The sequence below is a fragment of the Roseobacter sp. N2S genome, assembly GCF_031454055.1.
Lineage (GTDB): Bacteria > Pseudomonadota > Alphaproteobacteria > Rhodobacterales > Rhodobacteraceae > Amylibacter.
The window spans coordinates 160691-186224 of record NZ_JAVDQB010000003.1; the positions used below are offsets into that span (position 1 = coordinate 160691).

General features: G+C 54.8%; 20 protein-coding genes. 11 read left to right on the top strand and 9 right to left on the bottom strand.

What is annotated here, in order from left to right:
* Positions 1-30: 30 nt before the first annotated feature.
* The gene (locus GGE09_RS09910) at positions 31-669 is read right to left on the bottom strand and encodes a LuxR C-terminal-related transcriptional regulator (RefSeq protein WP_309745957.1); all 639 of its coding nucleotides are present in this window, start codon (positions 667-669) and stop codon (positions 31-33) included.
* Between the two features lie 516 nt (positions 670-1185).
* On the opposite strand from GGE09_RS09910, the gene GGE09_RS09915 reads away from it, so the two are divergent.
* The 6 genes from GGE09_RS09915 to GGE09_RS09940 all read left to right on the top strand — a co-directional run bounded on the left by GGE09_RS09915 (position 1186) and on the right by GGE09_RS09940 (position 10558).
* On the top strand, positions 1186-2175 hold the full coding sequence (locus tag GGE09_RS09915) for a helix-turn-helix transcriptional regulator (RefSeq protein WP_309745958.1): 990 nt from the start codon (positions 1186-1188) through the stop codon (positions 2173-2175).
* Positions 2176-2185: 10 nt separating this feature from the next.
* Positions 2186-2764, top strand: a complete 579-nt coding sequence (locus GGE09_RS09920) for a hypothetical protein (RefSeq protein WP_309745959.1) — start codon at positions 2186-2188, stop codon at positions 2762-2764.
* A 170-nt stretch (positions 2765-2934) separates the two neighbouring features.
* Complete coding sequence (locus GGE09_RS09925) at positions 2935-5157, top strand: calcium-binding protein (RefSeq protein ID WP_309745960.1); 2223 nt, start codon at positions 2935-2937, stop codon at positions 5155-5157.
* A 149-nt stretch (positions 5158-5306) separates the two neighbouring features.
* The gene (locus tag GGE09_RS09930; protein WP_309745961.1) at positions 5307-7055 is read left to right on the top strand and encodes a type I secretion system permease/ATPase; all 1749 of its coding nucleotides are present in this window, start codon (positions 5307-5309) and stop codon (positions 7053-7055) included.
* Positions 7052-8422 (top strand): HlyD family type I secretion periplasmic adaptor subunit, encoded by a 1371-nt coding sequence (locus GGE09_RS09935; RefSeq protein ID WP_309745962.1) that lies wholly within the window; start codon positions 7052-7054, stop codon positions 8420-8422. The genes GGE09_RS09930 and GGE09_RS09935 overlap by 4 nt, the downstream gene beginning before the upstream one ends.
* 375 nt (positions 8423-8797) lie before the next feature.
* On the top strand, positions 8798-10558 hold the full coding sequence (locus GGE09_RS09940; RefSeq protein ID WP_309745963.1) for a hypothetical protein: 1761 nt from the start codon (positions 8798-8800) through the stop codon (positions 10556-10558).
* A 109-nt stretch (positions 10559-10667) separates the two neighbouring features.
* Here GGE09_RS09940 and GGE09_RS09945 read toward each other — a convergent pair whose 3' ends face one another.
* The 8 genes from GGE09_RS09945 to GGE09_RS09980 form a co-directional block, all read right to left on the bottom strand.
* Positions 10668-11765 (bottom strand): FAD-binding oxidoreductase, encoded by a 1098-nt coding sequence (locus GGE09_RS09945; RefSeq protein WP_309745964.1) that lies wholly within the window; start codon positions 11763-11765, stop codon positions 10668-10670.
* A complete protein-coding gene (locus tag GGE09_RS09950) occupies positions 11762-12784 on the bottom strand; it encodes a histone deacetylase family protein (protein WP_309745965.1) in 1023 nt (340 codons plus the stop codon). Before GGE09_RS09950 ends, GGE09_RS09945 begins: the two co-directional genes overlap by 4 nt.
* Positions 12781-13272, bottom strand: coding sequence for an N-acetyltransferase (locus GGE09_RS09955; RefSeq protein WP_309745966.1), 492 nt, complete (start codon positions 13270-13272; stop codon positions 12781-12783). The genes GGE09_RS09950 and GGE09_RS09955 overlap by 4 nt, the downstream gene beginning before the upstream one ends.
* Positions 13273-13303: 31 nt before the next feature.
* Positions 13304-14632, bottom strand: coding sequence for an aspartate aminotransferase family protein (locus tag GGE09_RS09960; RefSeq protein ID WP_309745967.1), 1329 nt, complete (start codon positions 14630-14632; stop codon positions 13304-13306).
* Complete coding sequence (locus GGE09_RS09965) at positions 14633-15709, bottom strand: ABC transporter ATP-binding protein (RefSeq protein WP_309745968.1); 1077 nt, start codon at positions 15707-15709, stop codon at positions 14633-14635.
* Positions 15710-15784: 75 nt separating this feature from the next.
* Complete coding sequence (locus tag GGE09_RS09970) at positions 15785-16951, bottom strand: extracellular solute-binding protein (protein WP_309745969.1); 1167 nt, start codon at positions 16949-16951, stop codon at positions 15785-15787.
* A gap of 59 nt (positions 16952-17010) precedes the next feature.
* Positions 17011-17796, bottom strand: a complete 786-nt coding sequence (locus GGE09_RS09975; protein ID WP_309745970.1) for an ABC transporter permease — start codon at positions 17794-17796, stop codon at positions 17011-17013.
* Positions 17797-17803: 7 nt separating this feature from the next.
* Positions 17804-18685 (bottom strand): ABC transporter permease, encoded by an 882-nt coding sequence (locus GGE09_RS09980; protein WP_309745971.1) that lies wholly within the window; start codon positions 18683-18685, stop codon positions 17804-17806.
* Between the two features lie 117 nt (positions 18686-18802).
* Between GGE09_RS09980 and GGE09_RS09985 the strand changes: the two genes are divergently transcribed.
* The 5 genes from GGE09_RS09985 (at position 18803) to GGE09_RS10005 (ending at position 25473) form a co-directional block, all read left to right on the top strand.
* Positions 18803-19786, top strand: a complete 984-nt coding sequence (locus tag GGE09_RS09985) for a LysR family transcriptional regulator (RefSeq protein ID WP_309745972.1) — start codon at positions 18803-18805, stop codon at positions 19784-19786.
* Positions 19787-20147: 361 nt separating this feature from the next.
* Positions 20148-21095 (top strand): TAXI family TRAP transporter solute-binding subunit, encoded by a 948-nt coding sequence (locus tag GGE09_RS09990; RefSeq protein ID WP_405048544.1) that lies wholly within the window; start codon positions 20148-20150, stop codon positions 21093-21095.
* A gap of 121 nt (positions 21096-21216) precedes the next feature.
* Positions 21217-23988 (top strand): TRAP transporter permease, encoded by a 2772-nt coding sequence (locus GGE09_RS09995; RefSeq protein ID WP_309745974.1) that lies wholly within the window; start codon positions 21217-21219, stop codon positions 23986-23988.
* Positions 23989-23998: 10 nt separating this feature from the next.
* Entirely contained in the window at positions 23999-24430 is a 432-nt protein-coding gene (locus tag GGE09_RS10000; RefSeq protein ID WP_309745975.1) for a universal stress protein, read from the top strand.
* 68 nt (positions 24431-24498) lie between these two features.
* Positions 24499-25473, top strand: coding sequence for a carbon-nitrogen hydrolase family protein (locus GGE09_RS10005; protein ID WP_309745976.1), 975 nt, complete (start codon positions 24499-24501; stop codon positions 25471-25473).
* Positions 25474-25534 lie beyond the last annotated feature (61 nt).

Genomic DNA, 25534 nt, shown 5'->3' on the forward strand with positions numbered 1-25534 from the left:
GTCACGGGCAGGTATCCTTGGCTTTTATGGCTATAAATTCATAGAAGCCCAGACCGCTGCAAGTGCTCTGTTTTTGCACCCTGTCTTTAAAAAGGACGAACGCAGGTGCGATTTTACCGTGGCTTCGGCAATGCCGAGGTTCAAGGCGATTGCCTTGTTCGAAGCCCCCCCGGCAATCAGTTTTAGAACACGGGTCTCTTGTTCAGAGAGGTTGGAAATGATCTTGCTTGGGGGGGCTTTTGGTAAATCATCCGGATTAATCAAATTGGCAGTGTCTGGGTTTTGCTGGCTTGGCTGAAATTCTAGCGCGGAAACGGAAAAGCCTTCGTTAACCATGATGATCGCGCTTAACAGCGCCTCTGCAGAACTGTCCTCTGGAATAATTGCGGCGACTTTGGTGCTGAACTCGGCATAAAACGCAGGCAGGAATTCACTTTTGGGTACAAGAATAAGCCGCAGATTCGGACTGCCAAGACGCAACATGTCTATGTCAGCCTTCGTGTCGCGAATAGTAGGGGGGTCATGAAGAAGCACGATATCTTCTTCAAGCGTGGAGCCGATTTTGCTCGCACTTTCATAAACTGCTTTCACTTGTTGATTACGCGACTCCAGTATTGAGGCAATCATGTCGCGGACCAAGTGATTTCTGGAAACCACAAAAATCGACATCTTAGACGCACCGTTTTATATAAAAAATTAAATTCAATAAATGTATTAATATTGAAACCAGTCTGGGATAATTTTTTAAAAAAATCAAGGCGCTACGGTGGTCACCCTGTTCCTGACCTATGCGTTAAGATCATGTGGCAGCTAGCGACCGGTCAAAGAAAACACAGTCCTATTAACGATTTAGTAGGTTTTGTGATCTGCGAATCGGTTTCAAAACAACAGAAATCAACAGGCCATTTTCTTTTCCAGCTTCAATTGGCCTAGTCCATTCGGATTAATCCCAATGGTTAATTTTACAACCCTAGATTTGCACAATTGCGCAGCAGCCGCGCGAATCAAGCGATCCGCTTAGGCCATGTGCCCAGAATTATGGACAGGATGCTGTGCTATAGTTTGGGAATTGAAAGAATAAAATTTTGACATTTATATGGCCAGAGGGAGGTTAAGATGAATGTTTTTTGTAGCCCCAACCATCCGGGAGGGGTCGTAAAGCAGTCGGATAAGTTCAGTCGAACAATGTTAGAGTTCTCAGACGCAGCGATTGCTTATGTGCGTAATGGTGATGAGAAGTTAATTTTATCTACCCATTTTTTTGAAACCGATGATCAACCCAATTCGATTGATCCATCACAAATATTTAGTTTACCAACAGCAAATATTTTGCGTCCGGGGCGGCAGGTAGGGTTCGCTCCTGTACAGGTCAGTGGGTCTGACGTATCTGGCCTGAAAGAGCATATATCAAACACAGTAAAACGATCCGAAGGGTCTTGCTGGCAATCCTATGAATCAAGTTTTGCGGATGGTTCAATTGATCAGATCGAAATTTTGAAATCACGGGAAGCCACGGAGTCCCATTCCGAAAAATATCTGCAATACATCTGGCCCCTGCTGCGGGAGGATTGCCTGACCGAGATATTAACGGATGTGGGGAAGTTTGTGGATGATGCCTTATTGTGGATCATCACCGACAAAATAGCCTCGGCCATACTGGTGCTGGATCGGCAATGTCGTTTGGTGCGGGCAAATTCGGCAGGCTACGATCTGTTGAAAGCACAAAATATCCTGCGGTCGCAAGGCAACGGGATCAGTTGCAGCACCAGCAGTGACACAGCGCAGCTTCGCGAAATGGTCAGGCAATGCGCTGACAGTGGCGCAGGCATTGGCGCGGAAAAGATCCTGATGCTGGAAAACAGAGACACCCAATGCCCGTCAATTCTGTCGTTGCGGAAATTTGAATGCGGCCCAAGTGCGACCATGGTGATCGCAATGGTGCCAACGCCGCCTAACTCTGAAAGGATCGTAATGTTGGCGCGGGAAATGGGGCTGACCAATGCCGAAGCCCGGATCGCGTCTTTGATGCAACTTGGGCTGTCCAACCGGGAAATGGCCGTCAAAGCCAAGCTAACGGAACAAACATGCAGCACTTATTCAAAACGTGTCTTGAGTAAGTTGAATGTCAATTGTCGCGCAGAAATGGCGCAGCTTTTGACATGGCAAGCCGGTTGAGGAGAGAGCAATGAACCAGATTAATCAAAGAGCAACGGCCAATGCGACGGCCATCGAACCCGAAGCGCAGCCGGTATCGCCACTGCAAAGACCCGCGCCCGAAAAGCAAAGGCCAAGGCAGAACCTCGGGGCCAAGCCGAACCCTTATTCGGAGACCGAAGCCAAGATACTTCAGGGTTTTTTAGTTGCGGGGGAAAAGCCGATTGCCAAACGCGAGGATGTGATCGAGCTGTACAATCGCATGGTCACATTACTGCGCGCGCTAAACGAAAGTTTAACCAAAACGCAGATTGAACGCTCCAACGAGGATCGCACCCAGATTGTCACCCGTCTTGATCAGATTGAAGGGGCGGTTAACAGCATGGAGGGGGCTTTGCGCATCGAACTTGAGCCAATTCTAAGCCAGGCAGTTGCGGAACAATTCGAGCGCCACGCCAAGGCCCAGACGGGTAAATCACGGGCGGTTTTGGGCACGGTTTGCCTTTTGGCTATCGGCTTGGCAGTGGGTGTTTTGTGGTCGGATGTGATCCTGTCCGAGGTTCAAAATCTATCCGGTTTTATTCAGGGTTTGGTCGTCAAGAAATTTTAATTTCACCCCAATAAGGGGGCAGTTTGGCGCTTATTATTCTGTTGAACTGATCCCATGAACGCAAAGTTTCTGCGTTTTGAGAGCTGGTTTTTTCAGCATAATCATACGGTTAGTGTGAGGCATTAATTATTTTATTCTTACATTAACCTTATCAATTAGGAGGTTTTATTATGTCAACTGATCCAAGAGTATGGCCCGAATGCGAGCCGGAATGTATCATCAATTTGGACAAACCGTATAACAACCAAGTCACAGGGACTGGGACGCACGGCGATGAATTTGTAGACCTGAATCTTGTAGGTTCTCCAGATAATTACGATCTGGGTTATGGCGATGACAGCGCGGTCGGCAACGAAAATAACAACGTGATTGACGGCGAGGCCGGGTGCGACACCATTCTTGGCAACGGCGGCGACGACAAAATCCTTGGCGGTGGCCATAATGACGTTCTGGTCGGGGGCAATGGCGCCACAGTTTGGGGTGGTCCTTATGCGGCAATCGACGGTCTGCACGACAATGATTATATCGACGGCGAAACCGGCAATGATTTGATTTACGGCGAAAACGGCGAAGATCAGATTAAAGGCGGCGAAGGCGACGACGAAATTTATGGCGGCGACGGTAACGACGTGATGATCGGCGATGACGGGGACGACCTGTCGTTGGATGACGGCAATGACCTGATGTATGGCGGTGCTGGCGACGATTGCATGGCTGGCGAAGGCGGCGATGATTGCATGTTTGGCGGCACTGGCGAAGACGTCATGTACGGCAACGAAGGCAATGACGGCATGTCTGGCGGCGAAGATGACGACCGTATGACAGGTGGTCTTGGCGATGACTTCATGACCGGCGATGCTGGTGATGACGAAATGTATGGTGACATCCGTCAAGGCAATGCCACTGACCTGGACTCTGGCTCTGACACATGGGGCGGCAAGAAAGTCGACTTCCGCGGTGGCAGTGACTGCATGTACGGCGGTGACGGCGAAGACATCATGGATGGCGGTGCCAAATCGGACGTTCTGTTCGGTGGTGCTGACGAAGACCTTATGTTTGGTGGCCGTGGTGCGGACCATATGTCTGGTGGGGCCGCGGATGACTCTATGCAGGGTGATGCAGCGCGCGACTGGATGAAAGGTGGATCAGGCGACGACTATATGCGTGGCGGATCGAAAGGTGACACCATTTACGGGGACCATGCAGGGGGTGTTGACCCAACCTGTGAAAACGGCACCTGCGTTGACACACCTGTCGAACTTGATGACGGCGAAGACGGTTGCGATCTGATCCATGGTGGGTCTGGACATGACACGATCTACGGCGAAGGCAATCATGACAGTCTGTATGGTGGCACCGGCAAAGACAAAATGTACGGCGGCACTGGCGACGACATCATGCATGGTGATGACGACAATGACTTCATGAAAGGTGACGAAGGCGACGACATCATGTTTGGTGATGACGGCGACGACATCATGAAAGGTGGCGACGGCGAGGACTGGATGTCTGGTGGCACCGGCAACGACCGGATGTTGGGCCAAAATGACAACGACGTCATGTATGGCGACGATGGTCATGACAGCATGTCTGGTGGCAACGGCGACGACTGGATGTCTGGTGGTAACGACAATGACACCATGTATGGCGACGATGGTGCTGACACTATGTTTGGTGACAGTGGCTACGACCACATGTTCGGTGGCACTGGCGCGGATACCATGTCCGGTGGTGAAGACGACGACAACATGTATGGCGGCGAAGACAACGACTACATGCATGGCGACGACGGTGACGACTGGATGGGTGGCGACGACGGTGACGACACGCTTTACGGCGATGACGGCAACGATGACCTGGAAGGCAATGAAGGTGACGATGTTCTCTATGGGGGCAACGACGATGACTTGCTTGAAGGCGGAGCTGGCAACGATATCCTTAATGGCGGTGATGACGAAGACATCATTATCGGCGGTGAGGGTGACGATGTTCTGACTGGTGGAGTTGACAAAGACATCTTTGTTATTGATCTGGCTTGGGACGGGGCAAATTTTGTCTCTAACGATGGCCATGACATTGTGACCGATTTCACTATGAACGGTGACAACGATGTTCTGACCTATCGCATCACCGATCTGACCGGATCGGCCTCTGACAGCGATCTGTTTGACGCGTTGGAAGCGGCAACTTCGGTCACTGACAACGGCACAAACACCACAGTTGCGGTTGGTGGGTCCACAGTGGATCTGCTGGGCGTATCCACAGGTGTTGTCACACCGTTCACGTTGTTTGACCACTTGGGCAACGATGCGGATGGCTTTGTTGGGATCGGTATCAATGGCTACTCACAGGGGAACTACCTGTATGAGGCCGTCGATATTGTGATCGTCTAATCAACAAGAGATGGGGATGGCGTGACTGCAGACGCCATGCCATCCCCGGTTTTGGCCCAAGGGTTTCTAAGTGGGCCATCCCTAGGCGAACTTAGAATACTCTTGAGCCAAAATTGCAGTTTAGCATTGAATTTTAAAAAGGCAAAATTATGGGGTCTAAAAAGGTATTTTCGGGGCAGCGCGGTTTAATCACAGCCATCTTTTTGGCCAGCGTTTTTATTAATCTGCTGGTTTTGACCGCGCCGCTTTACATGCTCCAGTTGTTCTCCCGTGTGATGTCTTCTGGCAATGTAAACACAATGATCATGCTAACGATCGGAGCGGCCATCGCTCTGATCTTTTTTCTGGCGTTTGATACCATTCGCCAACGGCTGGCGGCCCGGTTGGGCACGCGCCTAGAGGGCAATCACGGCCCCAGTGTGTTGCTGGGGCTGGTGAATGCAACCAATCCAAATGACACGCAGGGGGCACGCCCTGTCCGTGATCTTCAGGACATTCGCTCTTTTGTGAACAGTTCGGCGTTTATCGCGCTGTTGGATGCGCCTTGGTCTTTGTTGTTTGTGGGGGTGATATTCCTGTTCCATCCGGTGCTTGGTATTATCGCGACAATCGGGCTTTTGTTTCTGTTCGGCCTTGGAATTATCAGCGAGCTGGTCAGCCGTGATCCCACGGAATCCGCCAGTGATGCAGAGCAAAAGGCAGCAGGCACCATCGAGGAAATGTTGCGCAACGCCGAGGTGGTCCGCTCCATGGGCAAGGCCCCCGCGTTGATTGAACGTTGGAAGAAAGAAACCTTCGTTGCGATGGTTTTTGGCGCCATTGCCACAGACCGCATCGCGCTGCTGACGTCTTTTGCCAAAATGACCCGCATGGCCCTACAGATCGCTTTGCTGGGGGGGGGCGTTTTACTGGTTATCAAGGGGCAATTATCGCCCGGCATGATGATCGCCAGTTCGATTTTATTAGGTCGGGCGGCCGCACCAGTAGAACAATCCATTGCAGGCTGGCGGCAGTTTACGCAGGCGCGAATGGCCATGCGCCGCTTGAACGCGCTGTTTGCTGCGCAAAAAGAAACTGCCAAAATCATGAGCCTGCCTGAACCCAATGCCCGCCTGTCGGTGGAAAATGCAACCGTGGTTGTGGCTGGCAAACAAGCACCGCTGCTTTTGGATGTGTCGTTTGATTTACGCCCGGGTGATGCGCTGGGCATTATCGGGCCAAGTGGTGCGGGCAAAACCTCACTCGCGCGTGCGATTGTTGGCTTGCAGCCGTTGTCGCGGGGGTTCATTCGGGTGGATGATGCCGCCCTGACGGATTGGCCTGTGGAACAGATCGGGCAATATATCGGCTTTCTGCCCCAGCGGGTTGAATTGTTTCAGGGCACTGTGGCTGAAAACATCGCCATGATGGACGAAGACGCCTCGCCGTCGGCCATTGTCGAAGCGGCCAAACGGGCGAGCATTCATGAGCTGATTTTGTCTTTGCCAAACGGGTATAACACCCAAGTGGGTCTGCGCGGAGAGCTGTTGTCCGCCGGTCAGCGGCAACGCATCGGACTGGCCCGCGCCTTTTTCGGAGATCGGCGGATTATTGTCATGGATGAACCAAACGCCAATCTTGATCCCGATGGCGAGGAAGCCCTTTCAATGGCGGTTCAAAACGCCGCAGATCGCGGCTGCATCGTTATTTTGATCACCCACCGCATGAGCATCCTGCGCGGTGTCAGCCATGCTGGCATTATGCAAGATGGCCGTTTGGTGCGGTTCGGCGGATCAAAAGCGGTCTTGGACAGTATGGTTTCGCCCTTGGCAAATCGCACCACCGATGACCCCAAAGTTGCGGTTCTAACCCCACGCAAAATCATCCGACGGCCCGCCAAAGCAGGAGCAACAAAATGACACGATCCTCTGTCGCAAAAGCTGGAAACACTACGGTCGGGTTTGTGGATCGTTTGCCATCAAAGACATCGAATATTGTTCCCCCCACACGGGTGCGCGGGCTGGTATTTGTGCTGATGATCCTAAGCCTTGGCCTGTTTGGGGGGCTGGGCACTTGGGCAGGGCTGGCGCCGCTGCGCACCGCCATTGTGGCATCCGGTGAATTCAAAGTGCTTGGGGATCGCCAGATTGTGCAACATTTAGAGGGCGGCATTGTCGCTGGAATTTTTGTGGAAGAGGGCGCTTTGGTCAAAAAAGGTGACCTTCTGGCCAGCTTGCAAGACGCCAGAGTAAGTGCGCAACTGGGTATCTTGCGGGGGCAATTGGCCAGTGCGCTGGCGCAGAACCTGCGCAGCATGGCGGAATATTCCCGCAAGGATCAGCTAGAGTTAAGTGACGAGTTGGCAGAACTGATACGCCAAGAACCTACGCTGATCGAGGCCTTCAACAGCCAGAGGGACATTTTTGAATCCAACAAAAGAACCGATGCGGGGCAGGCGGCTATTTTGCAGGATCGGATTAACCAGATTGATGAACAGATTGCGGGCACGATGCACCGCGTCAAATCTCTCGAAAAGCAAATGGAACTGGTGTCCGGCGAAACAAAGGATTTGAACCTGCTGTTCGAAAAGGGCTTGGTCACCAAGGGGCGGTTTGTAAATCGGCTTCAGGCGGAATCTGCGATATTTGGTGATCTCGGCACGACGGAAAGCCAGATCCAAGGGTTGCTGCAGCAAAAATCGGAAGTTCAGGAACGGGTCATTCAGGTGCGCCGCGAAAGGATGCGGATTGTCACCGCTGAACGCCAATCAGTGCAGGACCGGGTTTATGACATTCGCCAGCGGGTCGAGGCCATGTTGGATGTGCGCGAAAGATTGGCAATCCGCGCCCCAATCGCGGGCCGTGTAGTGGGGCTGGGCATTAACACCATCGGCGAGGTGATCGAAAGTGGTCAAAAACTGCTGGATATTGTTCCCGCCGACAGCACATTTTACATCGAGGCGCGCGTGCGCCCCAGCGATATTGACGAGGTTGTGACAGGCGGAGAGGCCCGCGTGCGCCTGACCGCCTATAGCTTTCGCACAACGCCCGTGGTGATTGGCAGGGTGACCAATGTGTCTGCGGATAGTTTTGTGAACGAAGTAGATGGATCATCCTATTATAAGATCACAGTGAAGGTGCCAGACACCCAGCTAAAAGACATGGCAAACGTGGATATTGTGCCCGGCATGCCCGCGCAAGTTTTGGTATCCACCGGAGAACAAACCCTTCTGACCTATCTGTTGGACCCTGTGATCGGCGGCCTTGGAACCGCCTTCACGCCGTAATGGTTTGGGGCTGGTAGGGCTTTGCCCGATCGCAGCCTCAGCCGATAGCCGCGAGGTTCGATAAAAACATCCAATTCAGGGAAGTTTTTGCCAGAAAAATATTGGGCCCTTCACAAGGGGTAATCGGGCTGTAATCAGCGGGCATTCCACCCGCTGGCTAGGGATAATCTTTCCTTGGGACACAACCCTTTACAGCCCAAAGACAAACCTGCGATCTGCCCGTTCGGTGGGTGCGAAAAGCGCCGAAATTGCTGTAGAACCCCCTATTTGTAACAGTTTTGGGCAGCTCCGCCCGATAAATAGAATTTGACAAGAGGCGATTTCAAACGCACATTTTTCGCACGTTTGAATATATTTATTATTAGGAATCTTGAAATGACAAATGCTTTAAAAGCAGTTGGCGGTGAAATACTGGTTAACTCCTTCACGAATGGCGATCAAACCTCTGCAAACATTGGCTTTAACCCCAAGACAGGCGGGTTTCAAATTGTCTGGCAGAGCGAAGGTCAGGATGGTGACGGGTGGGGCGTTTTCGCCCAGAATTTCAATGCCAAGGGGAAAACCGTTGGCGCCGAAATCCAAGTTAACACAATTACCATCGGTGATCAGACCACACCGGATGTTGCCTTTAACGAAGACGGCAACGGCATGTGGATCTGGCAATCCAACGCGCAATTGCGCACGGGTCTGGACCGCGAAGATGATCCCACAGCCCTTGATGCGGTGACCAGCATTCGGACCCACACCAAAAGTTTCGGCTTTGAAGGCCAAGACTATTACAACGTGGAAAAGGAACGCCACGGCGGGCATATCCCGGATGATGAAAAGTTCTCGCTTGATCCGCAGTTGATCTCGCTGGGCGGCGACCAATTCGGTTCTGGCAGCCGCGACAATGATATTGCGCGCGGTGGCTCGCAGTATCTGGTGGATGAGTTCAGCGCCTACACGCCCTCGATTGTGCCACGTAATGGCGACTGGTCCCGTAATTTCGCCGCGGATGAAATCAACCCGCGCGGTCAGACCACATTCGGAGATATTGGCAAGTTGGACGATGAAAATATCTTGGTCGTCAGCACGATGACCTCGGATTTTGACGGGTCTATGGGGATTATCCAGTTCCAGACATTTGAGCGCCCTGATGGCGAACGGGAGCGCGGTCTGGCCTTTAAAACCAGCGCGCGGTTTGAACTTGAAGGCTCTGGCCTGACCGGTCCTGCCTTTAATCCCCGCGTTGCCATGTTGAAAGACGGCGGTTTTGCGATCACTTGGATGGAAGAGGATCAAAGCTCGGCCAATTCAGGGAAGTGGCATTACGACAGCTATGTTCAGATTTTCAACCAAGACCTGACGGCGCGCAGTTCGGTTGTGGACGTGCATGATGCCAACCTTGCAGATCAGACCCTGCCGGAAATCACAGCGACCAAAGACGGCGGTTTCGTCATCGCCTATACCACCAGTCGCGGTGAAAACGTTGTGGCCCAACGCTTTGACGACACTGGCATTCGCATCGGTGAAGCCCAACTTATCAACAAGACCAAATCCGGTGATCAAAGCGATGTGTCTTTGACCACGCTGAAAAACGGTAAGGTTGTCGTGACTTGGGAATCCGACGAAGGCAGTGACGGGGACGGCTCTGGCATTTATGCGCAGATGCTTAACCTGCTGGGAACAGGCGCTAAAGTCGCTAATCATTTTGTCGGGACATCCGCCAACGAGAAATTCTCGACCGGGGCCAAGAACGATTTCGTCGATGGCGGCGCGGGCAGGGATGTGATCAAGGGCGGCGGCGGCAAGGATAAGTTGTTGGGCGGTGACGGCGCTGACAAAATCCTTGGCGGGGGCGGTAATGATTACATTGACGGTGGCGCTGGCAATGACCGTTTAAGCGGAAACCAGGGAAATGACACATTTGTCTTTAACGGCGGCAAGGATGTGATCACCGACTATAACAAAGGCGATAATACCTTGGTGTTTGACAGATCACTTGGGGACTCTGGCCGCTTGACCATGAAAAAGCTGAAAGCCTTCGCGGAATCCGATGGCGATGATCTTGTGTTTGACTTTGGCAAAGATGAACTGACCCTAAAAGACGTGTCGAACTTCGCCTCTATTAGCGATGACATCAGCTTTATCTAAGGCTGGTAAGTCTAAGACCTGCGCGCCAAGGTGAAGCAGTGTCACAAAAAAAGCCCCCTGGCGGGAAATCCGCTGGGGGTCTTTTGTCGAAAAAAATAGCCCTCGGTGGTTATCGAAACCGAACTGGCGATAGGGCTGTGATGATGCTTGCTTCTAGTGCGGGGGATTGGTGGTTGCATAGCGCCTTGCACAGGGCCGCAAGGGCAGGGGCGGTTTGCACGCCGTAACCGCCTTGACCGGCCAGCCAGAAAAACCCGTCAGAAGTGGGATCAAAGCCCACAACAGGGGTGCGATCCGGGGTGAAACTGCGCAATCCGGCCCAGCTGTGGGTGGGGCGGGTCAGGGGAACGGTGACGGCCTGTTCATAGCGATCCAGCCCCTCGGCCAGAACCATATCATCAGGCCATGCGTCATGAGGATCGACGGGATCTTCATCTGCGGGTGACACCAACAGGCGGCCCGCATCGGGTTTAGCGTACCAGCTTTCCGAGGCAGAGGCGAACAGCGGCCAAAGGTCTATGTCATAGCCTTTGGGCGCGTCCAGCAACACTGCAGAGCGGCGCATCGGGGTCAGGCCAACGGGGGCAATTCCCGCCATTGCAGCCAGCCGATCGGCCCAAGCCCCGGCCGCATTCACCACCACAGGGGCCGACCACGTGGCGTTGACGGTTGTGACCTGCCACAGACCTTTGGCGCGTGTCAGCCCTGTGACAGGCGTATTGGTTACGGTTGTGCCGCCCCGTTCGCGCAGCAGTCGGATATAGCCTTGCAACATGCGATCCACGTCAATGTCTTGGGCGTCCCGTTCCAGAATGGCCCCTGCGATCCGTTCGGGGCGCAGGATTGGCACCAGTTCCACAGCCTCTGCCGCAGTAAGTCGTTCAAGGCCTGTGGATCCCTCGGCGTAATGTTCCATTTCGGCCATATCCTCTTCGCCTGCGATCAGCATTTCACCGCGCGGGGAAAGAAGTGACTGTTCGGAAATACCTGCAGGCTGCTGCAACACAGGAGCGGCGGCAGCGTTTAATGCGCGCAAAACCTCATTGCCATAGTTGCGGATGAATATCGCAGCAGACCGTCCGGTGGAATGATACCCGAACTGGGGTTCGGCCTCGACCAGCAGGACAGTGGCGTCTTGGGCCAAATGGGCCGCCGCACTGGTGCCTGCAATGCCGCCGCCGATCACAATGATGTCTGGCTGTGTCATGCGCCTTGAAACCCGTTCAGGACGCTGGTCAGATTATAGCCCAGTTCATCACACAGATAGCCGCCTTCCTGCACCAGAACCGTGGGCAGGTTCAGCCTTGCAACGGCTGCCCCAATTCGGGCGAAACCCTCTGTGGTGACGGCCAGCCCTTTGAACGGATCATCGATATAGGCATCAAGCCCGAGCGCGATCACAACCACATCCGCGCCAAAGGCACGCACGCGCGAAAGGGCCGTGTCCAGCGTGGTCAGGAAATCCGCATCATTGGTGCCGCGCGGCAGGGGCAGGTTCAGGTTATACCCAAGCCCCGCACCCGCGCCCCTTTCATGGCCATGCCCCCAGAAAAACGGGTAAAACCGTTCGGGGTCGGCATGGGTGGATACGGTTAGAACATCGTCGCGATGATAGAATATCCCCTGCGTGCCATTGCCGTGATGTACATCCACATCAAGGATCGCGGGGGTCAGCCCGTGATCCACCAAGCGTTGCGCCGCAATGGCCGCGTTGTTCAAAAAACAAAAGCCGCCTGCCTGATCGCCAAAGGCATGGTGGCCGGGCGGGCGGGACAAAACATAGGCGGAACGGGTGCCGTCGATCAGCGCATCGGCCCCTGTGATGGCCGATTGGGCAGACCAATAGGCGGATTCCCATGTGCCTGCGGCAATCGGGCAGGCGCTGTCAGCTTGGTGAAAGCCTGCTTGACCCACGGCGGATTTTGGATAGCTGTCGGTGCGGTTGGAGGGGTGAATATTGGGGATCACCTCTTGGCCTGCACCGTCAATGAATTGCCAGCGTTTGTGGATGGTTTGCAGGAATGTCAGGTATTCTGGCGAATGGACAGCGGCAATCGGGCCAAGACCTGCGTCTTTTGGCGTTTCAAACGTACAGCCCGCAGCCAATGCGCCCGCGTGCAGCCGTTCAATCCGCTCGGGCTGTTCGGGATTGGGCAGGACCACCCCGTTGGCCATAAAATGCTTTGGATCATGGGCCCATTGACGTTCGTCGAAGATGGCTTTCATCGCTGTCCTTTCAGGGTCTTAAACCCGTTCAAATCTAGAAACATGGTGGTTTCGCTGTTGCGAGGGGTGAACCCCAGACGGTCATAAAACTGGCGCGACTGAACCGAGCCGTGATAGACTGACAATTTAAGATATGCCGCGCCCCAGTGGTCGGCGGAAAAGCCCGCCGCAGCACCCAGCAACTGGCGCCCAAGGCCGGTGCCGCGCGCCGTTTCTGCCACCCAAAGATCAGACACAAACGTGCCCGTTGTGCCAATGGCGGTTGAGGCCACGGGCGAAAACATTACGGCCCCTTGCAACGCGTCTGCGCCGTCCAGTGCAATCAGCGCGTAATAGGCTGGTGTGGGGCCAAATCCTGCCCGTTCCAGAAACTCGGACGTGGCGGGGTGGGGATCGCCCAGTTCCGCCGACAAAGCACGAAGGGCCGTGTTCAGCAGGGGCACGTCGGCTTTTTCCACCGGGCGTATTGTTGTGGGTGTGCGGGTCATTGCGATGTCCTGTCGCCAGTGTTTAGCGGCGTTAGAGTGTCGGGTGCTCGCCCATGAATTGCTGCAAGGAACGGTCCAAAATCTGTGCGATTTCATCCAGTTGCGGTTCGGTCACGATCATCGGCGGGCAAACAAGGAAGTGATCGCCGGAAATCCCGCCTCGGGTGCGGCGGGAATAGATGATCAGCCCGTTTTCATAGGCGATATCCACCAGTCGGGCATGGGCGTTCAATGCGGGCGGCAGCGGGGCTTTGCTGGCGCGATCGGCCATGAACTCAAACGCCAGCAACAGGCCCTTGCCGCGCACATCGCCGATAATCGGATAGCGTTGCATCAGGGATTGCAGGCGCAGGGTCAAAGCATCGCCCATATGCGCGGCGTTTTGGGTCAGGTTGTTCTGTTCGATCTGGTCCAGCACTGCCAGACCCGCAGCGCAGGCCAGTGGGTTGCCTGCATAGGTATAACCGTGAATAAACCCGCCTGCGTCCAAAACCGCCTCGACCATGTCGTTGCGCGCGATCATCGCCCCAAGGGGCACGTAGCCTGCGCCAAACCCTTTGGACAGGGCGATCAGATCGGGGGCCACATCCCAATGTTCTGCGCCGAAAAAAGTACCCGTGCGCCCGCCGCCTGTCATCACTTCGTCGTGGATCAGCAGCACGCCGTATTGGTCACAAATCTCTCGGATGCGGCGCATATAACCTGCGGGGGGCACCAGCGCGCCAGTGGATGCGCCGCCGATGGGTTCGACGATAAAGGCCAGTACGGTAGCGGGGCCTTCCTCTAGGATTTTATCCTCTAGCATGTTGGCGTAATGCAGGCCGGTGGCAGGGTCATTGGGGTCCATCCCATCCAGATAGGCCCGTGGTGCGGGGATCTTGGGCATGGATTTCATCATCGGATCAAAGGGCGCGGACATGGGCGCATAACCGGTGATCGCCAGCGCCCCAAGGGTTGCGCCGTGATAGCTCGGGTATCGGGAAATCACCTTGTAGCGTTGCGCCTGACCTTGGGTCAGCGCGTATTGCCGCGCCATTTTCAGGGCGGATTCCACCGCTTCAGACCCGCCAGAGACAAAGAATACGCGGTCCAATCCTTCGGGGGTCAGGCCTGCGATCCGTTTGGCCAGTTCCTCTGAAGGTTCGGTCTGGAAATGCAGGCGATAGCCGAAAGTGGATTTATCCATCTGCGCGCGCATGGCGGCCAGAACCGCTGGATCAGAGTGGCCGATATTGCTGACCATCGCACCAGATGATCCGTCGATGTAGCGCTTGCCCGCCTTATCCCACATATAAATTCCCTCGGCGCGATCCAGATCGGGGCGGGGCAGGCGGGATTGGTAAAACAGATGGCTGGTCATTCAGACGTCTTTCAGGGGCAGCGCACTGCATTCATTGGGCGCAAGCGCAAGGTTCACTGTGCTGCCTGCCTTAAACGGGCGGCCTGCGATCATGTTGATGGCTTGCAAAGGGGTGTCGCCCACGCGCAGAAAATACCGCGCCAACTGGCCTTGGTAATCGACGGCTTCAATCACTGCTTGGGTGGTTTTATCGCTGGGTGGCCCATCCGACAGCAACAGCTTTTCCGCGCGGATCATCAACTGGCCTGAACCGGCATCCCCAAGGGTGGCCGCGCGGGCAATCGGCACAAGGGTTTTGCCAAATTCCGCCGTGTGCAGAACCACGCCTTTGGCGTCGCGCCCGACAACCTTGGCTGGCAACAGGTTCGACGCCCCCAGAAACGTCGCCACAAATTCCGATGCAGGGGTGTTATACACCTCATCCGGATCGCCGATTTGTTCAACCTTGCCCGCGCTCATCACCACAATTTTGTCTGACATGGCAAGGGCTTCGGATTGATCATGGGTCACAAAAATAGTGGTGACGCCGATCCGGTCCTGAATGGCCTTCAGTTCCACCCGCATGTCTTCGCGCAGGTTGGCGTCAAGGGCGGATAGGGGTTCATCCAGCAGCAGAACATCGGGTTCAATCACAATGGCGCGGGCCAGTGCAATGCGTTGTTGTTGCCCCCCTGACAGTTGCTGGGGGTAGCGATCCTCGACGCCGGGCAAGCGCACGATGTCCAGCGCATTGCGAACTTTTTCGGTCACATCGGATTTTGGCACGCCGCGGTATTTCAACCCGAAAGCGATGTTTTCACCGATGGTGCGGTGTGGGAACAATGCGTAATTCTGGAACACCAGCCCCAGATTGCGTTTGTGGATCGGCACATCGTTCACACGGCTGCCGCCCACCAAAATATCGCCGCTGGTCGGGTCAACCAACCCCGAGATCATTCGCAATATTGTGGTTTTCCCACAGCCCGACGGGCCAAGCAGCGTTGTGAAAGAGGCGTCTTCAAACACCACATTGGCATTTTTAACAGCTTTGACCATGCCAAAGGATTTCTGGATGTCGACAAGTTCAACACGCGCCATAGGCTGATTTTCCTAAATAATATCAAAGTATTGCAGGCCGCGCCCTTGCGCGACCTGCCCGTTTAACAGATGGGATCAACCGCCCTTGGAGACACGGTTCCACTGTTTGGATTGCTCTTTTTCAACTTCGTTCCAGACCACCGGATCACGGAACACCAGCTTGTCCATTTTACCTGTGGGATCATAGGCGGGCAGGGCTTCGATCATCGGCGTCATCTTGACCTTGTTGGGATCAAGCGAGGTCGGGTATTTCTGCCCTTCAGCCACAGCAATGGCGGTGGCCGGATCAAGCATAAAGTTCAGCAGTTCTTCGGCTTCGGCCATGGGCGAGCCTTTGAGCACGAACATGCTTTCCATCCAGGCCAGACCGTTTGGCGGGTCCATATAGGCGATGGGGTGACCTTGGGCTTGCAGCGCGGCGACACGGCCCGACCAGGCTTCTGTCACATAGATTTCTTCTTTGGCTAGAAGATCCATCAGCTCTGCACCCGACGACCAGTATTTCAGCACCAGATCACGGTTTTCGCGGGCTTTGTCCCAGACGGCATCCCAGTCCTGGATGTTGTTCGGGTCTTGGTTGGATTGCAGCGCCCCGTACCATGCACGGTTGGCCCAATCACCGCCCCAAGCGCCGATTTTGCCTTTTAACTCTTTGTCCAGCAGCAGGTTTGCACCCAATTCCATCGCTTTTTCTTTGGTCACATATTTGGTGTTATACGCGATACCTGTTGTCCCGTAATCATAAGGCACAGCGGACAGGCTGTCAGGCGTGATGGCTTTGAACGGCGCGATGATCGCGTCCATCACATTGCCGATGTTGGGGATATTGGCGGTGTTCAATTCCGAACCATAGCCCGCATCGACCCAGCGTTTGTACCAGCTTACACCGGATGAATGCAGGATGTTGTGGCCGTTGGTATTGCCTGCGGCTTTGATCTTGGTCAGCACCTCGGCCTCGCCGCCAAAGGTGGCGTCTACAACTGTGTTTCCAGTGGCGTCTTGGTAGGGATTGAACGCGTGGGCGCGCAGAGCCTCGGATACAACGCCGCCCCAGCCTTCAAAATACAGCTCTGTTCCTGCGGCGCGGGCCTGGCTGGCCATTGTGGTCATGATACCGCCGGAAACGCCGGCATAAATGCCCGCCGCGCCCAGCAGGCCAAAGAACGAGCGGCGATCCATATCGCCATTGCCCATCCGCTCTGCCAGCATTTCATAACGTTTTGTACTGTCTATCTTTTTCATTCGTTTTCTCCTTGTTGGTATGGGGTGGTGTTGGTGTGGGTTGATCTGAATGTTAAGCTTCAGTTTTTCTTGCGGGTGTAATAGCGGGCCAATGCGCCTGCCATCAGCGGGACGCCGACGGTGATGCAGATCATCACAAAGCCAAGGGCGTTGATTTCAGGGCTGACGGAATTGCGCAGCATGCCGAAAATTTGGGTGGGGACGGTTTCCATCCCTGACGGGCGCCAAAAGACGGTGGCGGTGATATTGTCAAAAGAAATGGTAAAGGCGAATAGTGCGCCTGCGAAAACGGCGGGCAACATCAGCGGGAAGGTAATGGCAAAGAACGTTTGCAGCGGGCTGGCCCCAAGGCTGCGGGCGGCCTCTTCATAGTCGCGGCGGATGCCCACAAGGCGGGCTTGGACCACCAGCACCACAAAAGGCAGGGCGATGATCGAATGACCCAGCAGCAACAGCCCGAATGACCGTGGCACATGCAACCAGCGCATAAAGATCAGCAGGCCAACTGCCAGCACGGTTTCCGGCACCAGAACCGGCGCAATCAGCACCGTTGTGATCAGGTCTTTGCCGCGAAACTGATAGCGTACCAATGCCAGCGACGCGAGTATGCCAAGGCTGGTGGCAATCACCGCCGTTAAAGCGCCCAGCAGCAGCGATGTGCGCAGAGCGCGGATGATCGCCTCGTTTTCATACAGCTTAGCGAACCAGCGAAAGCTGAAACCTTCGATCGGGAACCCGCCGAATTGGGATGAATTAAACGCCAGCACAAGCACCACCAGAATCGGCGCGAACATGAAGACATAGACCAGAACGGTATAGGCTTTTAACAGGTTCCAGACGCGCATTTTCATCCTATTTGAAAGCTTTGGAAAGTTGGTTAAGTCCCATCAGGCGGCTGTAGAGAACAACCACTAAACCCAGCAAAAACAACAGGGTAAACGATAGTGTCGCGCCCATGGGCCAGTTCAGTTCGCTGACAATGGCATCATAGATCAGGTTGCCAAACAGAAAGTCGTTTGGCCCGCCAAGGATCAGCGGCGTCACATAACTGCCCCCCGTCAGCACAAACACCAGCAGGCAGCCCGCAGCCAGACCGGGCATGGACAGGGGCAGGGTGACTTCACGAAACGCCTGCCACGGGGTTGCGCCCAGCGTACGGGCGGCAGGTTCCAGATTTTCGTCGATACCTTCCAGACTGACATAGATATTCAGGATCATATAAGGCAGGAAAACGTGGATAAATCCGACAATTACGGTGAATTCATTATACATCAGCGACAGGGGCGTATCGGTGATGCCAAGCATACGAAACAAGCCGTTCAGCGCGCCTTGGTTGCCGAAAATATGGATCCAGCTGAGCGTGCGAATGATGAAGCTGATCCAGAACGGCAGGATCAGCAGCAAAAGCAACAGCCACTTGTCGCGGAACTTGGTCATGGCGATGAAATAGGCGGGGATATAGCCCAAAACAGCAGCCAGCACCGTAACGATCACCGACAGGCGCAGGGTCTTCCAGATGGCGACACGGTAATAGCCGTCGGTCAGAACCTCGTTCCAGTTGCCGAATTGAAACGCGACCTTATCCACCGCCAGATCAATGTTTTCGTAGAAGGAGTAGACCAGAATAAAGGCCATCGGGATCACCACCATCAGGGTGATGAACACAAGGGAAGGGGACAGCAACAGCCAAGGCCGCTTGTCGATAGACTGGTCGCTGGATCGCATAGGTTTCATTCATCCCCAAGGTGTTGCGTTAACTATTGCATGGGGGATTCAAATTAGGCAAATTGATATAAAACATAGAATACATTAATTGAAATAATGTAGTGCCGTGAAAAAACGGGTGAAACTGTGGCCGATCGTGAAGAAGAAAAATTCGTTACCCGACTGGATTGGAACCTGCTGCGCACCTTTGTGGTGATTGTGGAAGAGGGCAGTTTTACCCGCGCGGCCCATCGCTTGTTGCGGGGGCAGCCATCAGTCAGTCTGGCGCTGCAACGGCTGGAACTGGAACTGAACTGCCAGTTGATTGAACGGGGCAAGGGCAGTTTTCGCCTGACAGCGGCGGGCAGCAATCTTTACGACGAATGTATGGATATTTTTCGCAGCGTTTCAGGGTTGAAAGAGATCACAACCGCCGCCAGTAAAGAGATTTCCGGCGAGATTTCGATCCATCTGGCCAGCCATGTGATTACCCCGTTGCTGGATGACTTACTGACCGAAACCAGAACGCTTTATCCCAATGTCACCTTCAATATTAAAACCGCCACCAGTGCCACGGTGACCAGCGCGGTGATGGACCGCCACGCCAGTTTCGGCATTTGTTTGGTCAATCGCAAACTGCCGGATCTGACCTATGATCTGTTGTACCGAGAGTTTTTCAGCTTTTATTGCGGGCCGCCCCACCCGCTGTTTGGTCGCAAAAATCTGACGATGGAGGACCTGCGCGGCTATGACATTGTGTCTTTTGATACTGATGATCTGAACGACGCGCTGCGGCCCGTAGCTTTGTTGCGAAAACAATGGGATATGGCGCAGCGGATCGTCGGGCGGTCGTCCCAACTGGAAGAGGTGCGTCGGATGATCCAATGCGGTTTGGGCATTGGGTCACTGCCGATCCACGTGTTGGAACGGGATGTGCGCGACGGGCTATTGTGGCGCTTGCCGCCCTATAGTGACCCGCCTGAGGTGGATATTTTTCTGGTACGCAATCCCAAGAAAAAGCTGAACCGCGCCGAGCAGTTTTTTGTGGCGCGCCTGCTGGAGCAGATCAAAACCATGCCGCTGCATCTGCGGACCTATCCGTTTCCGGCGATCCCACTGTCGCAAGGGTAATGACGCGCGCAGATTGGCGGCTGACGGCGGCGATGGAAGGGTGTCCAAGGGCTGGCTTTGCTTGCGGAACATCTTGTGATTTCAGGGGGCTGATAGCGGCCTGAAAGCGGTTAATTGCCAGAACCGACTTGACAAAAAACCAAAACAATCACTAGCCTAAAGTTGAACGACACAGGAAAAGAAAACGGGATAGGACCTTGTTTTTAATGACAGTGCCGGATTGCGAGACGCTTTGGGAGGAGTGTTGCTGCAGTTAACATTTGCTCGCATGAAAGCTGCCGCTTAATGCCAATCTGAAAGAAATACCCCTGCGAAAGGGGCGTGTAATCGTGACCTATAAAAGGAGAAGACCATGCGATTAATGAGAAACCTTGCGTTTGCAGGGGCCATGCTGGCCGGGACTGTAAGTGTTGCACAGGAAAAGTTCATCACTATCGGGACAGGCGGGCAAACGGGCGTCTATTTTGTTGTGGGACAGTCGATTTGTCGTCTGGTGAACCGCACAACAGCTGAAACCAATCTGAAGTGTACAGCGCCGTCCACTGGTGGCTCCATTGCCAACATCAACGCGATTATGGCGGGTGATATGGATATGGGCGTAGCCCAATCCGACTGGCAGTACCATGCCTATAACGGCACTTCGAAATTTGAGGGCAACCAGTTTTCCGACGAACGGGCGGTCTTTTCGGTACACGGTGAACCTTTCACTGTGATCGCGCGTGCGGATGCAGGGATCAAGACCTTTGCCGATCTTAAAGGCAAGCGGGTGAACATCGGGAATCCCGGCTCTGGCCAACGGGCGACGATGGATGTTGTGATGAACGCACTGGGCTGGACTTTGGGCGATTTCGCCTTGGCGTCTGAACTAAAACCAGCGGAACAAGCGGCTGCACTGGGCGATAACAAAGTGGATGCGATCATCTACACTGTTGGCCACCCGAACGGCTCTATCCAAGAGGCTGTGTCCACTGTGGATGCGGTTCTGGTGCCGGTAGAAGGTCCGGAAATCGACAAACTGATCGCGGAGAACCCGTTTTATGCTGCAGCAACTGTACCAGGTGGCATGTACAAAGGCTCTGATGCAGACACCAACACATTTGGTGTGAAAGCAACCTTTGTAACCTCTGCCAAGGTGGACGACGAAGTGGTTTACCAAGTGGTTAAAGCGGTTTTTGACAACTTTGACCGTTTCAAACGTTTGCACCCCGCGTTCGAGCATCTGAAAGAAGAGGACATGATCAAAGCAGGTCTGTCCGCACCTCTGCACCCCGGTGCTGAAAAATACTACAAAGAGCGTGGCTGGATGTAAGCCCTCGGCTAAACCAACACCTTAAAGACCGGAGCGGCGGCCCCAAGACCGCCGCTCCTAACCCGAAGACATAAAGATCAAAGCCCGATTTTACGGGCACACGGGTAACAGGGGAACATCAATGACACACGATCCAAACCAACAACAAGCTGCTGCTGTGGAAAACGCGGCGGCAGGGCGCGGTGGGCTGACGCAGGCCGAGCTGGACGAACTGGTCGCGTCTTCCGATACAGGCGGGCGGGGCGCAATCGGTCCGGTTGGCACGTTTCTGACCTGCGTGGCGCTGGCGTGGTCATTGTTCCAGCTTTGGATCGCATCCCCCATTCCCTTTATGGTCGGCTGGGGCGTGTTTAATGACACGGAAAGCCGCTCTATCCATCTGGCTTTCGCCATTTTCCTTGCTTTCGCAGCCTTTCCTGCGACCCGCTCCAAATTCCAGATCGGCCTTGGCGTCATTGTGCCGGTGGTTCTGGCCTTTTTGTTTATGATGGGCGCCAAAGATGGCACCACAACATGGTGGATTCCCGTTGTCGCAGCGGCTGTGGTCGGCGCGGTTGTGCTGGGTTCCCCCAAAGAGCGTATCCCTGTTTGGGAATGGGCTTTGGCCGTCGTGGGGGCTTTGGCAGCACTGTATCTGTTCGTCTATTACCGGGATATTTCAGGGCGCGTGGGTGCGCCGATCCTACAGGATTTCGTGGTCGCCGTGATTGGCTTGATGCTGTTGCTAGAGGCCACCCGCCGCGCGCTGGGGCCAGCATTGATGATCGTGGCGTCAGTGTTTTTGATCTACACCGTGCTTGGCCCTTATATGCCCAGCATCATTTCCCACAAAGGCAACAGCCTGTCTGAAATCGTTAACCACCAGTGGATCACCACGGAAGGTGTGTTTGGTATCGCGCTGGGCGTGTCCACAGGATTTGTGTTTCTGTTTGTTCTGTTCGGTTCCTTGCTGGATCGGGCTGGGGCGGGCAATTATTTCATTCAAGTGGCGTTCAGCCTGATGGGTCACATGAAGGGCGGCCCTGCAAAGGCGGCGGTTGTGTCTTCGGCGATGACGGGGCTGATTTCAGGGTCTTCCATCGCCAATGTTGTGACCACGGGGACGTTCACCATTCCGTTGATGAAAAAGGTCGGCTTTAGTTCAGAAAAAGCAGGTGCGGTTGAAGTGGCCAGTTCGGTGAACGGCCAGATCATGCCACCTGTGATGGGCGCTGCGGCGTTCTTGATGGTTGAATACGTGGGGATTCCCTATTTCGACGTGGTGAAACATGCCTTTCTGCCTGCGGTGATTTCTTACATCGCGCTGGTTTATATTGTCCATCTTGAGGCCTTGAAGGCCGGAATGGAGGGTCTGCCCCGCGCCTATACCCCCAAACCCATCGTGCAACGTCTGATCGGCATGGCCTTTACCATCGCTGTCATCTGCGCGCTATCGTTTATCGTCTATTACGGCATGGGCTGGATACGCCCCGCCTTTCCACAGACTGCCGCCTATATCATCTTTGCTTTCCTGACGGCGGTCTATGTGGGCCTGCTTTATGTGGCCTCTAAAGAGGAGCCGCTGGAACTGGATGATCCGAACGCCCCTGTGACGACCTTGCCTTTGCCGGGGCCGACGATCCGCTCTGGCTTGCATTTCATCCTGCCAGTGGTTGTGCTGGTCTGGGCGCTGATGGTGGATCGTCTGTCGCCGGGTCTGTCGGCGTTTTGGGCCACGGCCTATATGATCTTTATCCTGCTGACCCAGCGCCCCCTGACCGCAATGATGCGTGGGGAAGGCGCGTTTGGCGCGGCGGTTTATGGCGGGGTTACCGATCTGATTGACGGTCTGGAAACCGGCGCACGTAATATGATCGGGATCGGCATTGCCACCGCCACGGCGGGTATTATCGTCGGGGCTGTCAGCCAGACGGGGGTCGGTTCGGCCCTTGCCGATGTGGTCGAGGTTCTGTCGGGCGGCAATATCCTTGCCATTCTGTTCCTGACCGCGATCCTGTCACTGATCCTTGGGATGGGGTTGCCGACCACGGCAAACTATATTGTGGTATCGGCCCTGCTGGCCCCTGTGATTGTGACGCTCGGTCAGCAAAACGGTTTGATCGTTCCCCTGATCGCTGTGCATTTGTTTGTGTTCTACTTTGGTATCATGGCTGATGTGACCCCACCTGTGGGGCTGGCCAGTTTCGCGGCTGCGGCCGTGTCGGGCGGGGATCCGATCAAAACCGGTGTGGTTGCGTTCTTCTATAGCCTGCGCACTGCGGCCCTGCCGTTCCTGTTCATCTTTAATACGGAATTGTTGCTGATCAATGTGACGTGGGCGCAAGGCATATTCGTCTTTGTCATCGCCACCATCGCCATGTTGCTGTTCGCAGCCGCAACCCAAGGCTGGTTCTTGGCCAAGAACCGCTTTTACGAAACCATCGCCTTGTTGCTGGTGGCCTTTACCCTGTTCCGCCCGGGTTTCTGGATGGATATGGTCGCGCCGCCCTACGCCGAAGAAGCCCCGACCGAACTGGCAGCCGCCGCGCTGGCAACCCCTGTGGGCGAGGATTTACGCCTGCGGGTGGCTGGGGTGAATGATCTGGGCGATCCAATCGAATTCGTCGCAATCCTGCCAATCAACCAAGGGGCCACGGGCGAGGAGCGTTTGGAAAATGCGGGCCTGTTGGTACGCGAGGCCGATGGCAAACTGGTTGTGGATGATGTGACCTATGACAGTGCTGCGGCCAATGCGGGGCTGGATTGGGATCAAACGGTGCTGCGGGTGCTGCGCCCGATTGACCAGCCCAGCAAATATTTGATGTTCATTCCCGCGCTGCTGCTGCTGGGCCTTATCATCTTTCTGCAACGGGGCCGCAACGGGCGCGTAAATCGTAAACCAGCCACAGCCTAAGGAGATCGCGATGTTTAACACTGTTCTACTGACCATTGACCTGACGGATAAAGCCTCGTGGCAAAAAGCCTTGCCCCAAGCGATTGAACTGGTCAGCGCGTCCAAGGGGATGCTGCATATCATGTCGGTTGTGCCTGATATGGGGTCTCCTCTGGTCGAAGGTTTTTTTCCTGAAAACTATGAAGAAAAAGCCGTTTCTGCCGCCAGCAATGCGATGGATCGCCTTGTGCGGGAAAACGTGCCGGACGAGATTCCGGTGAAACAACATCTGGCGTTTGGGAAAATCCACCGCAAGGTTCTAAAGACGATTGATAAGATCAATTGCGATCTGGTGATCATGGCCTCGTTGAAACCTGATTTGATGCGCGAGTTTCTGGTCGGTTCTAATGCTGACAGAATTGTGCGCAGATCCCCTGTTTCCGTTCTTGTGGTAAGGGCGTAAAGGATGTGCGACGCAAAAAATGACTCGGCACCGGCTGGGCGTTTGCGCATGCACGGAGATTTCCTTTTATGACCCCATTCGCCATTGCCGGCGTACAGATGTACGTTAACGCACTTCAGCCAAATGTAGACGGTATGCTGCAACGTCTTGACGTTCTGATGGCGCGTTTCCCTTGGACCCAAATGGTGCTGTTCAGCGAGTTGGCGCCCTTTGGCCCGCTGGAACGGTTTACTTTGGCCCCTGAAAACGAAACCATTGATCGTTTCTGCGAGGCCGCCCGCCGCCACAAAGTCTGGCTTATTCCGGGCTCCATGTTCCTGACCTCGCCTCAGGACGGGCGGGTTTATAACACGTCGCTGGTGATTGATCCCGATGGCAATATCGTGCGCCGTTACGCCAAAATGTTTCCCTTCCTGCCCTATGAGGCAGGCATCGCGGCGGGCACTGAATTCTGTGTCTTTGATGTGCCAAACGTGGGCCGGTTCGGTCTGTCGATCTGCTACGATATGTGGTTCCCCGAAACCACGCGGCAGTTGACCAGCCAAGGGGTCGAGGTACTGTTGCATCCGGTTCTGACAGGCACCACGGACCGCGATGCGGAACTGGCCATCGCGCGGGCAACAGCGGCGCAATTCCAGTGCTATGTGTTTGATGTCAACGGTTTGGGGGCAGGCGGGGTTGGTAAATCCTGCGTTGTGGATCCCACGTCTTTGGTGCTGCACCAATCCGCAGGCCAAGAAGACATGTTCCCCATAGAGGTGGACTTGTCCATGGTGCGCCGCCAGCGCGAAACCGGCATGAAGGGCTTGGGGCAAGTGCTCAAAAGCTTCCGTGATCGTGCCGTTGATTTTTCCGTCTATGACCGCGCGAGCGGCACAGACACCTATTTGAAAACCCTTGGCCCGCTTGAAATCCCCCAACAGGGATCGCGCGCAGGTCTGCATGTGGATGTTCCGGCAGACGCCGAGGCCGAAGCACGCGAACGCAACCCCGTTTATGACATCGGGCATGTGCCCGCTGCGGGGGAAACACCCAGCGGCTGATACCAGATGCAGTGCGCTGACAGCGTGGCGTTTGGTTAAGCCCTTTTGAAGGAGAACGACC

Coding starts and splice junctions, on each gene's coding strand:
- GGE09_RS09910 (WP_309745957.1), bottom strand. CDS start 669: ATGTCGATTTTTGTGGTTTCCAGAAATCACTTGGTCCGCGACATGATT.
- GGE09_RS09915 (WP_309745958.1), top strand. CDS start 1,186: ATGTTAGAGTTCTCAGACGCAGCGATTGCTTATGTGCGTAATGGTGAT.
- GGE09_RS09920 (WP_309745959.1), top strand. CDS start 2,186: ATGAACCAGATTAATCAAAGAGCAACGGCCAATGCGACGGCCATCGAA.
- GGE09_RS09925 (WP_309745960.1), top strand. CDS start 2,935: ATGTCAACTGATCCAAGAGTATGGCCCGAATGCGAGCCGGAATGTATC.
- GGE09_RS09930 (WP_309745961.1), top strand. CDS start 5,307: ATGGGGTCTAAAAAGGTATTTTCGGGGCAGCGCGGTTTAATCACAGCC.
- GGE09_RS09935 (WP_309745962.1), top strand. CDS start 7,052: ATGACACGATCCTCTGTCGCAAAAGCTGGAAACACTACGGTCGGGTTT.
- GGE09_RS09940 (WP_309745963.1), top strand. CDS start 8,798: ATGACAAATGCTTTAAAAGCAGTTGGCGGTGAAATACTGGTTAACTCC.
- GGE09_RS09945 (WP_309745964.1), bottom strand. CDS start 11,765: ATGACACAGCCAGACATCATTGTGATCGGCGGCGGCATTGCAGGCACC.
- GGE09_RS09950 (WP_309745965.1), bottom strand. CDS start 12,784: ATGAAAGCCATCTTCGACGAACGTCAATGGGCCCATGATCCAAAGCAT.
- GGE09_RS09955 (WP_309745966.1), bottom strand. CDS start 13,272: ATGACCCGCACACCCACAACAATACGCCCGGTGGAAAAAGCCGACGTG.
- GGE09_RS09960 (WP_309745967.1), bottom strand. CDS start 14,632: ATGACCAGCCATCTGTTTTACCAATCCCGCCTGCCCCGCCCCGATCTG.
- GGE09_RS09965 (WP_309745968.1), bottom strand. CDS start 15,709: ATGGCGCGTGTTGAACTTGTCGACATCCAGAAATCCTTTGGCATGGTC.
- GGE09_RS09970 (WP_309745969.1), bottom strand. CDS start 16,951: ATGAAAAAGATAGACAGTACAAAACGTTATGAAATGCTGGCAGAGCGG.
- GGE09_RS09975 (WP_309745970.1), bottom strand. CDS start 17,796: ATGCGCGTCTGGAACCTGTTAAAAGCCTATACCGTTCTGGTCTATGTC.
- GGE09_RS09980 (WP_309745971.1), bottom strand. CDS start 18,685: ATGAAACCTATGCGATCCAGCGACCAGTCTATCGACAAGCGGCCTTGG.
- GGE09_RS09990 (WP_405048544.1), top strand. CDS start 20,148: ATGAGAAACCTTGCGTTTGCAGGGGCCATGCTGGCCGGGACTGTAAGT.
- GGE09_RS09995 (WP_309745974.1), top strand. CDS start 21,217: ATGACACACGATCCAAACCAACAACAAGCTGCTGCTGTGGAAAACGCG.
- GGE09_RS10000 (WP_309745975.1), top strand. CDS start 23,999: ATGTTTAACACTGTTCTACTGACCATTGACCTGACGGATAAAGCCTCG.
- GGE09_RS10005 (WP_309745976.1), top strand. CDS start 24,499: ATGACCCCATTCGCCATTGCCGGCGTACAGATGTACGTTAACGCACTT.